This window comes from Saccharophagus sp. K07, assembly GCF_014336955.1.
In the GTDB taxonomy this organism is placed as follows: domain Bacteria; phylum Pseudomonadota; class Gammaproteobacteria; order Pseudomonadales; family Cellvibrionaceae; genus UBA5868.
On the sequence record NZ_QRAI01000001.1, the window covers coordinates 913,791 to 925,948 of the forward strand.

Here is a 12,158-nt window from a genome sequence, read left to right on the forward strand (position 1 = left end):
GTTCCACCTCAGCCCGCGGATTTAAATACAGATTGCAACATAACGGCTGCGCGCCCTGCGCCGCCTTGTGCACGCACAGTCACGCGATATAAAGGAACTCCGCCATTGCGGTTGTTTTCATCGTCAGCGGTTTGATTATCGCGAGGCACATAACAGAGAAACTCGACCATATAGGGAACAGCTAGGGTTTCTGTGTCCAAGTCTTCGCTGTTGACGATATCGGTTTTGGCAATTTGGACTTTGGGCAGTGCGGCGCCATTATTTTCCCAATAACTTTTGATGGGCCAGGCTTCTGCCGCCGCAGCGGGTTTTGCGATTTTGCAATCATCTCTATACATCGCGTTGCTCAGATCGCCGGTAAAACACAAGCCATTTTTACAATCGCTGCTGAAACAACGGTTGGATGATGAGTCGCGGCAGATAAAATCTTCATCGGTGTATTTTGCGGTTAACACAAGCTGTTCAGCTTGCGCGAGGGCCGCTTCTGCCGCTTGAAAAGCCACTGCATGATCTCGCGCACTGCTCGCCATTTTTAAAGCGTTGTTGGAAGAGCGCATGCTGGAAATGCCCAGCAGTGTAGCGACGGCTAAAACAACCAGGGCGAAGATTAAAGTTGCACCGGCTTGTTTTCGATAGGGCGATTTTGGATATGGATTATTTTGTCTCATAGACCACCTCATCACAGCGCATTGCGCAGGCGTACCGTCGCCGTGATTAATTGCCGCAAGAATTTATCTTCGTAATTCCGGTTTAGATAAGATTGCGCAGTAACAGCGGGCAGGGATGGTTCGAGGGAACGGAATACCAAACTGATTTGCACTGATCGCACTTTGCTCCAGTTATCCCAGTGAGCAGCGGTGAATACATCAGGTGCGACATAAGTGTCTGGGGCGCCGTCGTTATCGGTATCAACACCGTAGCGCACTTGCAGGTCCTCAACGCCAAGAGCGAGCTCCTCCCGCGTAAGCGCGCCGTTGTCATAAATAACGCGCTGCAATGACGGCTGGCCAGGTAGAGTGGGGGACTCACCGACAAAATATCCAGAAGCGTTATAGGGCATCACATGGCTGCCGACACTGTATGCCTTGGAGCCACCGCCAGAAACACTGTCGCAGGCGCATCCCGGTTTGCAGCGAATATTTTGTTTTTTAGGTGGTTTGATCACATCACCGCAAATAGATGTATCGGAATATTTCAGAATGGTGCTGTTTTCCAAAATATCCGCCATTTTAATTAATGCCACACGCCGGCAATCTTCCGCCACCACAGTCACCAAATCTCCAGTGCTGAAATTATGTTGGCTTTTGAGGGTGAGATTGGTACCTATATGTGATTCCAGTACCGAAGAAACACCAGCAGCATTGCGCACAATCAGCGACTCCGGCGTGCGGTCACCGTCTTTCGTTTTAATTGTCCAAGAGACATAAGAGGCGGGAAAACCTGTTGCAAATCCTGTAACCGGCTGAAGTGGTTCCAAGTATCCAGAATCAGGGTTATATCCCAGCAGCCGGTTGATATCCGTTGAGTTCTCTGTTCGCGCTACCAGGGCGACAGATGGATCTCTTCCGGCACATCCCCAATACCCTGCATTTTGCAGATCCTTCGTCAGTAGATGCATGGCATAGCGGGCGTTATGCTGGATATACGACATATCCTCTTGGGCTAAAAAGGTGGTTTTGCTATTAAAAAAGACTTGCACCACACCTGCCATAATCAAAAGAGAGATCACAATGGCGATCATCAGCTCAACGACGGTCATACCTGTCGAATAGAAAAAACGCTGTTTGGCGGACATATCAAGCCCCTCCAAGTTGGGTGGGATGTTCAACCAAAAGGGTGTATTGCTTTTTCGACGGTGTACTGTCATCGGTCGCGCGACTGTCATCAAACGAGACAATAATTTGGATATAACTTTGCGTTCCCTGGGTTTTTAATGAGATTTCCCCGGAGCCTGCCGGCAAGCTTTTCTGCACGGCGTTACTCCAGTTGAATAAATCCCAGTTCACCAAGTCTGCAGGAGAGCACGCAGGTGTATCGAATGCGGATGTTGAACAAGAGGTGGGAGCGGTTGCCGGAATTGCCGTGGATGCGTAGGCAGTTGCGTTTTTCGGGTTGCCTCTGATGCGCTCGGCAATATCATTCGCCAAGACTATAGCGCGTCCGTATGTATCAGCAGATTGGTTGAATTTCATGGATTTGACCTGCATACCCAAAATCCCGAGCAGGCCGATCGCCAAAACAAAAAGAGATATCATGACTTCTATAAGAGAAGAGCCTTTCTGCTTGTACAGCTTCATGTCCATTGCCCTGCGAAAAGTTGTGTACCTACATCACACGTTCACAACCTTGGTCCAGCGTCCGATAATTCCATGCAGCAGCTCTTATAACTGAACTGTTGGGAATCAGAGGTTTTCGTTGTATTCGTTTATTTCACTATTGTGTTAAGGGGCCGCAATAGTGTTTATTTTTTTGTTGCGGACAGTAAGTGTCTGCCCACTATAGATATCAGCAAATTGATTTATTTAACGCCACCGTTTTTATGTTTTCTCCGATCAGCGGAGCATAAAGGAGATTAATGGATTGCAAATTTTAATTGTCATATCAATTACCTTAAGGTCGTTTTGTAGATTTGTACCTGGCGGCTTAAACCCTTGGGAATCAGCAGATATGCCTGGCTTAAGATGGTCTAAACCTGTAGTCAAAGTGATTCTTAGGAGAGAAGGGGCAATGGTTGGAGGAAAACAATTGTTATAAAGCGTCAGGAATTCAGATGCGAAACATGATTAAAAAATAGTGTGAAATGGGAACAGGCCGTTTGTGTCGCACCGAAATGCGGCGGATTAAAAAACAAAAGCGGACTATTGACAGCCAAAAAAATCGGCGTATTATCGCCGCCCAATTCGGCATTCGCTGGCAACAAATTTTAGAAGGGCACTCAAAATGAACTATGAGGTATATCTAAAGTCTTAAAACCCTTTTGAGTGTTTCACTTGGAAGGGCAGTCGATCCTTCCAGGTCAGAGTCAAAAGCCCTGATCGGGAAACCGTTCAGGGTTTTTTTATGGCGCTTCGGAAGGGTAAATGAATTTACGAAAGTCAATCGACTTTTGAGTGAGTTTTTATGCCTGTCAAAATTGAATTAAATAAGGGCGCTGCGAACGGACATAAGCCGGTAAAAATTTACACCAGCGATATTGAAAATCAGGCGCTGACGCAATTAAAACAAATTGCCGCTTTACCGATCGTCCATTCGCATGTGGCGGCCATGCCGGACGTGCATGCGGGGATTGGTGCAACCGTAGGCTCGGTAATTCCTACGCTGAATGCCATTATTCCGGCAGCGGTGGGTGTGGATATCGGCTGCGGCATGACGGCTGTGCGCTTGTCCGTAAAATCCTCGCAGCTACCGGATAACTTAGCGCCGATGCGCAGCGCCATCGAGCGCGCTGTGCCGGTAGGTATGCAAGCACATAAAACAGTGAGTGTGCGAGCCAGTGCTTGTAAACAGCTGGCGACGGGTGTTGACTGGTTGTTTGAGAAGCATCCTACTGTGATGAAAATGCTGAAACAGCCGCAGGCGCTCTGGACCAAACAATTGGGAACCTTGGGCAGCGGTAATCACTTTATTGAAATCTGTATCGACGAAAATAAAGACATCTGGGTGATGTTGCACTCGGGTAGTCGTGGGATCGGCAATGCCATAGGTCAATATTTTATTAAATTGGCCAAAGCGGATATGGGTAAACATATCCATAATTTGCCGGATAAGGATCTCGCGTATTTCACCGAAGGAAGCGAGCACTTTGTGGACTATGTGACAGCGGTAAGTTGGGCGCAGGAATATGCGCGAATAAACCGTGAGGAAATGCTCGGCTTGGTATTGCGTGCTATTGAGCCTTTTTTACCGGAATTTCGTGCGGATCGACATGCGATTAATTGTCACCACAATTACGTAAGCCGTGAAGTGCATTTTGGTGAAGAGGTTTATTTGACGCGCAAAGGTGCGATCAGTGCACGCGAGGGAGAATTGGGAATTATTCCTGGCAGTATGGGCGCGCGTTCTTACATAGTGCGCGGCAAGGGAAATCCAGATTCTTTCTGTTCCTGTGCTCATGGCGCAGGTCGGCGTATGAGCCGCACAGCGGCTCGGCAGCAATTTCGCCGGGAAGATTTGATCGAACAAACTCGCGGAGTGGAGTGTCGCAAGGATACGGGGGTTTTGGATGAAATTCCCGCAGCCTACAAGGATATAGATCAGGTAATGGAGAACCAGTCCGATCTGGTGGAAGTGGTACACACCTTAAAACAGGTGCTGTGTATTAAAGGGTGATATGTGTATTAAAGAGTTATGTTTAAATGAGGATATTCAATGGGTAAAAAACAAGAGCGACGTAATGGTCATGCGTTTCACCCGATTATGCGAAAGGGTGGGGTGCATGAAAAATCCAACAAGGCTAAACGTGCAGCGGCCAAACAGCAAACGAACCGCAAGGTTCAGGAGTGGTTTGGCCGCTCTTCGTTTTTCAGTTCTTCTTTTTTAATTCTCACTGAAAAAATGCCCGCATTGGCGTGATCGAATTCAGCTTAAGCTGATTTTTCAATTGGCAAGCCTTCTTTTGTTCCCCACTCAGCCCATGATCCATCGTATAAAGCTGTATGGGTGTAGCCACCAACTTGCGCTGCCAGTATTCCAATACAAGCGGTAACACCCGAACCACAACTGAAAATCAGGCGCTGATCTTTTGCGCATCCGGCATTGGCAAAAATATCGTTTAGACGATTTTCTGCTTGAAGATAAATGCCATCGATCAAATTGCCGAAGGGAATATTGACGGAGGAGGGGATATGACCGCCTTTGACGCCGGGTCTCGGTTCTGCTTCCGCACCGGAAAATCGTCCGGTACTGCGCACGTCGATAATACGCGTGGTTGCTTGATTAATTGACTTGAGTACATCTTTCGCCGTGACAACGCGCGTGCTCTCCAGTCGCGCTATAAAATTGCCAGCGTGTTGTGCTGTTTTACACTCGGCAGCAACCTCTCTCTTGCTGGCGATCCAGGCGGGTAAACCGCCGTCAAGTACAACAACCTTTTCATGCCCCATGACTTTGAAATTCCACCAAGCGCGCGGTGCGGAATAAATGCCGATGCTGTCGTAGACAACTATGATGGATTCTTTATTGATTCCCAGCCTGCGCGCTTCTTCTTGGAACAGCGATGGCGGCAGCAAAGTGTGCGGCAGGCCGGAGTCGTGTAACGACAAGGCATCTATATCGAAGCGCAGAGAATTGGGTATATGCCCGGTATTGGCGAATTCTTCTGGTTTTCTTCCTACAGGCGGCAGAGTGGCATCCAGAAGGATAAGGTTATCGTTACGGATATTGTGCTGAAGCCACTCGATCGAGACGAGGTTTGTAGGGTTGGCGTTCGGCATGACATGCTCCTGTAAGTGAAGTCGTGTCTTTGTAGCGAAGGGTGAAGTCTACAGTGCATGGCGCTCCCGCGCTACCGGCATTCCCGTTGCAAAAGCGACAACACAAGGTACTCCTCCCGGTAAAACCCTTTGGGACAATCATCGCCTGTGCATTTTTCCCAATAAGGATGTAATCGACGCTCTTCGTAAAGCTCCAGAATGCTAGGGTGGACATAATATTTTTTACACACGGATCGGGTATTGCCTAAGTGGCTGGCAACCATATCCAGTGCCGCTACCACATTTTTCTTTAGCTGCGTTTGTGTGTCACAAATGCCTATATCACGCAACGCGGTAAATGCGTGGACAGTGCCCGCCCAGGTGCGGAAATCTTTTGCGGTAAAATCTTCTCCAGTGATGTCTTTTAGATAGGCGTTCACCATTCCGGAGTCTATGCCTTTCGGATTGCTGTCTTCATCGTAATATTGAAAAAGTTCTTTCCCGGGAATATCGCGGCAATTTTTACGATTCTCGCCAAGCGTTTATTTTTGAGGGTGACTTTGTGTGCAACGCCTTTTTTGCCTTTGAATATAAAGTGCAAACGATCCTTTTCAATTTTGACGTGTTGATTTTTAAGTGTTGTGAGGCCAAATGAGCCGTAGAGTTTTTCATAGGCGCTATTGCCGATGCGAATGCTGGTCTGATCCATCAGACTGACCACTGCCGCCAACACTTTTTCCACTGGCATGCCGGGGCGGGCGAGATCTTTTTCCAGGTGCTGTCGAATGGCGGGAATTTGCTGGCCGAATTGTAAGAGGCGGTAAAACTTGGTGTGATTGCGCAGTGCTGTCCAGTGCGGGTGATATTTATACTGCTTGCGCCCGCGCACATCTATGCCTGTTACTTGCAGGTGTCCATTCTCTTCGAGACAGATCCATACATTCTCCCAGGCCGGTGGAATGACCAGTTTTTTGATGCGTTCGAGTGTTGCACGGTCGCGAATTTTTTTGTGGCCTGAAACATAGGTAAAACCATCGGCCGAACGGATTCTTTGTATGCCCGGTTGACGATCGTCGACGTAAATAAGATTGACGGCTTCTGCGCTTTTTCTTCCATCATTCAGAATTGCATCGATTTTACGTTTGCTAAGTTTGATTTCCCCATCCAAAAGCATGCGGCCGCACCTAAGTCGCTTTTGTTTAAGGCCATGCAAAAAAAGGGCTCGTTTGATGAAAAATAAGAAATTAAGAGAAGAGGGATGCTAGGTGTCGTTATGTTGAAGGCTTTGATTTTTCAAATTCGATGACGTAACCAGTTTTTCCTGGTACAGCCTGGAACAGCTTGGCTTGAGGATAAAATTCCTGCGCTAAGGCCGCAATTTCAGCCTTTATTGACTCAGGAGTATTAATACCAAAATAGATTGCCGTGATTTGTTCGGCAGCGAAGGGCAGGTCGTCATACCATTCCTGGTAATGGCTGTCGGCAATGGGAATATCCCGCGGGCTTACAGTAATGCAGCGCCATTCCTGCTCGAGTTTGCGATGGGGGCCTTTAACAAAAAAGTGATCGTTGAAACGTTCCGCTGCTGTGTCTTTACGGGTGTGCAGGATTGCTCCCAGCTGCTCGCGAAGACTGGTTAATTGCGGACGCTCTGTTTGGTACACCACGGGTTTGGCCGTGTTAAACGGCGCAGCGTTGGTCAAGGCGAAACGAATTGCAATGCCGCGGTGGCAGTCGGCAAACGTATCCCAGGCAGTCACATTGTCTGGTTTGGCGGAAAAGGAGCAGATGCGAACCTTGCGTACGTATTCCTGCCATTTGGAATGCAGGATTTCCAGCTGTGCCTGCCGGTAATCCACCATTTTGCTGAGCAAATCGCGCAAGGTGCTGTGAGATTCGTCGGCGGAGTGAAAGCGATCTTCATCGCGCCAGCGTCGTATGGCATTAATCAATGGCGATTCCCCTTTCGGTTGTTCAGGGGCAAAAATCATCGACGCTGCCAGTTTGATGGTGGAATCCAGCAAAGAACTCGTATCAAAGTTAAAACCGCTACTGGCGGACAGCTCGAATGGATCGCCAAAACGATCGGGCGAGCTCCAGCGCAGTTTTCGCTCCTTGAGAATAGCTAAAGCACCATCGCAGTCGGTGAATTTGATCAGGCTGTCAAGTTTGTCTGCAGACACTGTAATCCTTTTTGGCGGTTCCGGCTTATGTAATGAGTCTCGGTGCCCTCGTGAGGCAATTGAGGCTTCGTTTATAAGAGTAGTCGGCATCCCGCGAAAAATCTTTTGCCCTAAGTCCTAACATTGGCTTAGTTCTGTTGGAGGAGTAATTGTTATTCCGAATATCCCTAGGACTTTCTGTTCTTATAACTATCTGATGGCCAATGCGGACGAGGAAGCTGTTGGTGTTTCAATCTCCGATTATTATCCGAATGTCTGCAATTTTTTGGTCATTTTTGCGAGACGTTTATTATGGTTGGCGAATTCGCACCATAAAAATTGTTAAGTTCGTAATTGCCGTCCAAAAGGATTTCTCGAGTGACAGGTCTGGCTCTGATTCGGCCGGCCATTCTATTTATTTGCGAACTTCATTTCGCTCGCGTTTTGGTTATGGTTTGCGATTTGGAACACATTTGCTTTCCTCGTCACGAGGAGGGCAAGGGCAATAGGCGTGGCTGCGTTCAAAGAGGGCGTATTCCCTGCCTTTCTAAGTGCTTGGTTACTTACAGCGAAGTCAGTCTCTATGAAACTTAATGTTCCCGATAGTTTGCTTCAGGCAGTGGCGCCGCTAGAATAGCGCCCCAATTTGTCGATCATATTGGGGGTTCTATGGAGTTTGCCGGTGCGCATATCTTGTCGGTTGAGCAGTTCGAACGAAGCGACATAGAGCGAATCTTCGATGTGGCCGATACCATGGGTCCCTACGCGCTGCGCGAAAAGGCGACGCGAGTACTGGAAGGGGCGATCCTCGGCAATATGTTTTTTGAACCGAGTACGCGGACCCGCGTCAGCTTCGGCTGCGCGTTCAACCTCTTGGGTGGTGAGGTTCGCGAAACCACCGGTTTCAAAAGCTCCGCCATCGCCAAGGGCGAATCTCTCTACGACACCGCTCGTGTTCTCTCCGGCTATAGCGACGTCATCTGTATGCGCCATCCGGCGGAAGGTTCAGTGGCCGAGTTTGCCGCCGCCAGCCGTGTGCCGGTGATCAACGGCGGTGACGGCGCCAACGAGCATCCCAGTCAGGCACTGCTCGACCTCTACACCATTCGCAAAGAACTGCGCGGTCGCAACCGCGGCCTTGATGGTTTGCGCATCGCCATGATCGGCGATCTTAAATACGGCCGCACAGTTCACTCTCTGTGCCGTCTCTTGTGTCTGTTTAACAATGTCCATATCACCTTGGTTTCTCCAGCCGAATTGGCGATGCCGGAGTTTTATGTGGAGCTCGCACGCCAAGCCGGTCACAAAGTCACGATTTCTTCTGAACTGACTGCCAGTATCAGCAACGTGGATATCGTTTACTCCACGCGCATTCAGGAAGAGCGTTTCCCCACCAAAGAAGAAGCGGATTTGTACCGCGGACGTTTCCGCTTGAATCAGGCGATCTACACCAAGTTCTGCGAGCCCAACACGGTCATCATGCACCCGCTGCCGCGCGACTCTCGCTCCGACGCCAACGAGTTGGATAACGATCTGAACCAGAACCCTAATCTCGCCATTTTCCGCCAGGCGGATAATGGGCTGTTGGTGCGCATGGCGTTATTTGCGATGGTGCTGGATGTGGTGCATCTGGTTGATCAATACGCGCGACCCGTACATTGGTTTCATCGCCGCGACAAGATATGAAAAAAGGGCACTGAGTGCCCTTTTTTGTGTGACTCTGCGACCCGTCTGCCCTCACCTAAATCGGCGGGGACTTTGGATTCCACTCGCAAGATTTGGATTGTGCCTATCAGGGGGCCGGGCTTTTAAACGCTGGGCGAGGGCCTCTGTATTTCCAGCCCTTAAAAAAGTAAACGATTGAGTTTATCGATCAACTCAACTGGCGATTCGGCATCAGCAAAGCAGCCGTCGATTTCCAGTTCCAGACTCTGCCAGTAATTTACATCCTGACACACAGTCAGAATCGGAATCTGCGCCGTGTTGCTGTCCTCGCGCAGGCGTTTGATGGTGTCGACGGCGTCATCTCCCTTCAAATTTCCATTCATGACGATTACGTCAGGCCGGTTGCGGCTGGCCAGGGAAAGAGTTTCCTGGCCAGAGCGCGCCTGCAGCAGGGCGAAATACTGTTTGAGCTTGCTGTCGATGGAGCGCGCCAGACGCCCGGTATCATCCGCTACCAGAATGCGCACCTTGGGACTGAACAATTTGACGGTCACACGGTTGCGACCGGCTTGTTTGGAGGCGTACAAGGCTTTGTCGGCGGCGTGGATCTGGTCGCGCAGATGGGTACCAGCTGTGTGATTGATAACGGCACCGCCGATACTGACGGTTATGTGGGTGGAAGTAGGAGAGGCGCGGTGGCGGATATTGAGCGCAGCCACGTTTTGGCGGATGCGCTCGGCCACATGGTAGGCGCCATCTTCCCGGGTATTGGTCAACACCACGATGAATTCTTCGCCGCCGTAACGAGCCACTATATCTCCGGGTCGGCCCAGGCTTTGAGTGATGGCATCGGCCACTTTGACGATGCACTCGTCTCCCGCTACGTGGCCGTAGCAGTCGTTGTAGAGTTTGAAGTGATCTATGTCCATGATCAGGATCGCCAGGGCCTCGTGATTGCGCGCAGCCTGTTTCCAGGCATTTTCCGCGCGCTCATCGAAGGTCCGGCGGTTGAATAATCGAGTGAGGCTGTCGCGCTCGCTAAGTTCGATCAAACTCTGGTTCAGACGTTTGAGTTCATTGCGCATGGTGATAATGCGTTCCATAGCGCGGATTTTGGCGAGTAGAATGGTTTCGCTGACAGGTTTGATCAGGTAGTCGTCACCGCCGACATCAATCCCTTTGCGCAGGTCGTCTTCTTCATTTTTTCCGGTGACGAAGATGATGGGCAGCCAGAGATCGTCTTTTTCCAGCCATTCGCGGATCAATCGCGTGGTTTCAAAACCATCCAGGCCCGGCATTTCCACGTCCATGACGATCATATCGACCCGGCTGGCGTCAAACAGCTGCAGTGCTTCTTCACCATTATTGGCTACTATTGGGTTATGCCCGGCGTTGCGAATGTACTGGCACATGGCGTGCCGTAGAGTTGCGCTGTCTTCGACGATCAATATATTCATGCGGGGTGATGGCTCATCCGGGTCTAACGCTTCGACAAAGGCCCTTTGTCGACTATAGCACACGCTTGGTGTCGGCTGATGCAGCACAACTCACACTCTCATTTGTGCGCCAAATGTTTCGGGCCGTCTGGCCATCCAAATCCGGCTGTAAGTGGAAATTACCAGCTGTTTTCTGTATTTTTGTCCGTCATTTTTTCTGGGTCACGCTGTTTATGTCTTCTCTGACCGAATCTCATCTGGCCGCGGCCCAGTCTGCCGAGGCACAGTCCGAATTTGATGATATTCGCCCCTACAAGGATAACGAGGTGCGCCCCACCATCGCCCGCCTGATCGGCGACAACGAATTTGTCGATACAGTGGCGCGCCTCAAGTTTCCAACGCTGAGCAAGTTTGCCGCGCCCTTGCTGCGCCCGGTGGTGCGCGCGGCGTTGCGCCATGAAACCGCAGACGTTGCAACGGTTGATAACTTTCAGCAGCGCATCGAAAAGTACATGCGCCGCCTGTTGGATAGAACGGTGACGGAATTGACTGTCTCAGGTCTGGAATATCTCACCCAAAGCCGCGCTTATTGTTTTGTCAGCAACCATCGGGATATCGCCATGGACCCGGCGTTCGTCAACTGGACGCTCTACCACAACGGCTTCCAAACCCTGCGTATCGCCATAGGCGACAATCTGCTGACCAAGCCGTTTGCATCCGACCTGATGCGCTTGAACAAAAGTTTTATCGTCAACCGCTCCGCAACTGCTCCTAAGGAAAAGCTGCGTGCGGCGCGCAAGTTGTCGGCCTATATCCATCATTCGGTGGTCAACGACAACGCCAATATCTGGATCGCCCAGCGCGAGGGCAGGGCAAAGGACGGTGTGGACAAGACCAATCCCGCCATCATCAGCATGCTGGCGATGTCGCGCGCCAAAACCGAGACCCTGGGCGATTACTTGAGTCGCGCGAATATTGTGCCTGTGTCGATTTCCTATGAATGGGACCCTTGCGACGCGGATAAAGCGCGCGAGCTGACTATCCTCAAACGAGACGGCCGCTACGTCAAAGGTGAGCACGAAGACGTGCGTTCCATTGCCAAGGGCATTTCCGGTTTTAAAGGGCGTGTGCATCTGGCGTTCGGTGAACCCTTGTCGCCTGCGATCACTACAGTCGATGAGGCTGTGGCCGTGATGGACGACGCGATCATCGATAACTACGTGTTACACGCGAGCAACTGCGTGGCCTACGAAATGATTGAAGGCAAAGCGCCTGACGTGATCGTCGGTGTTAAGGGGGTGCCTTTCGCGGAAATCGATGCGTCCGCTGCGCGACGTATGTTGAAGGCACGCCTGGAAGCTTGTGATCCTGAGTGGCGTGACATGATGCTGCGCATCTACGCCAACCCGGTATATACCAAACTCCATACGCTGCAGGAGTCCGACTTTACCGAGTCGGATGATCGTCCGGCGGCGCAGGCCTAG

Annotated in this window: 10 protein-coding genes and 1 pseudogene; 4 read left to right on the forward strand and 7 right to left on the reverse strand. The window is 50.4% G+C overall.

Annotated features, from left to right (window positions below; translation table 11 throughout):
* Positions 1 to 8 precede the first annotated feature (8 nt).
* Genes DWB84_RS03860 through pilV form a run of 3 tightly spaced genes read right to left on the reverse strand, consistent with a single transcriptional unit; the run spans position 9 to position 2,297 of the window.
* A complete protein-coding gene (locus DWB84_RS03860) occupies positions 9 to 668 on the reverse strand; it encodes a PilX N-terminal domain-containing pilus assembly protein (protein WP_187408419.1) in 660 nt (219 codons plus the stop codon).
* Positions 669 to 679: 11 nt separating this feature from the next.
* Positions 680 to 1,795 carry a PilW family protein gene (locus DWB84_RS03865; RefSeq protein WP_187408420.1) on the reverse strand — a complete coding sequence of 372 codons (1,116 nt, stop codon included), beginning with the start codon at positions 1,793 to 1,795 and terminating at the stop codon, positions 680 to 682.
* Position 1,796: 1 nt separating this feature from the next.
* Positions 1,797 to 2,297, reverse strand: a complete 501-nt coding sequence (pilV, locus tag DWB84_RS03870) for a type IV pilus modification protein PilV (RefSeq protein WP_187408421.1) — start codon at positions 2,295 to 2,297, stop codon at positions 1,797 to 1,799.
* 823 nt (positions 2,298 to 3,120) lie between these two features.
* Between pilV and DWB84_RS03875 the strand changes: the two genes are divergently transcribed.
* The gene (locus tag DWB84_RS03875; RefSeq protein ID WP_187408422.1) at positions 3,121 to 4,329 is read left to right on the forward strand and encodes an RtcB family protein; all 1,209 of its coding nucleotides are present in this window, start codon (positions 3,121 to 3,123) and stop codon (positions 4,327 to 4,329) included.
* A 39-nt stretch (positions 4,330 to 4,368) separates the two neighbouring features.
* A complete protein-coding gene (locus DWB84_RS03880; protein ID WP_187408423.1) occupies positions 4,369 to 4,572 on the forward strand; it encodes a hypothetical protein in 204 nt (67 codons plus the stop codon).
* A gap of 11 nt (positions 4,573 to 4,583) precedes the next feature.
* Here DWB84_RS03880 and DWB84_RS03885 read toward each other — a convergent pair whose 3' ends face one another.
* The 3 genes and pseudogenes from DWB84_RS03885 to DWB84_RS03895 form a co-directional block, all read right to left on the reverse strand.
* On the reverse strand, positions 4,584 to 5,432 hold the full coding sequence (locus DWB84_RS03885) for a sulfurtransferase (protein WP_187408424.1): 849 nt from the start codon (positions 5,430 to 5,432) through the stop codon (positions 4,584 to 4,586).
* 71 nt (positions 5,433 to 5,503) lie between these two features.
* A pseudogene (locus tag DWB84_RS03890) lies at positions 5,504 to 6,585 on the reverse strand (DNA topoisomerase IB).
* Positions 6,586 to 6,682: 97 nt separating this feature from the next.
* Complete coding sequence (locus DWB84_RS03895; protein ID WP_187408425.1) at positions 6,683 to 7,594, reverse strand: DUF2971 domain-containing protein; 912 nt, start codon at positions 7,592 to 7,594, stop codon at positions 6,683 to 6,685.
* Between the two features lie 648 nt (positions 7,595 to 8,242).
* On the opposite strand from DWB84_RS03895, the gene DWB84_RS03900 reads away from it, so the two are divergent.
* Entirely contained in the window at positions 8,243 to 9,259 is a 1,017-nt protein-coding gene (locus DWB84_RS03900; protein ID WP_187408426.1) for an aspartate carbamoyltransferase, read from the forward strand.
* Positions 9,260 to 9,417: 158 nt separating this feature from the next.
* Here the strand turns inward: DWB84_RS03900 and DWB84_RS03905 are convergent, their stop codons facing one another.
* On the reverse strand, positions 9,418 to 10,695 hold the full coding sequence (locus DWB84_RS03905) for a diguanylate cyclase domain-containing protein (protein ID WP_187408427.1): 1,278 nt from the start codon (positions 10,693 to 10,695) through the stop codon (positions 9,418 to 9,420).
* 212 nt (positions 10,696 to 10,907) lie between these two features.
* On the opposite strand from DWB84_RS03905, the gene DWB84_RS03910 reads away from it, so the two are divergent.
* Complete coding sequence (locus tag DWB84_RS03910; RefSeq protein ID WP_187408428.1) at positions 10,908 to 12,158, forward strand: 1-acyl-sn-glycerol-3-phosphate acyltransferase; 1,251 nt, start codon at positions 10,908 to 10,910, stop codon at positions 12,156 to 12,158.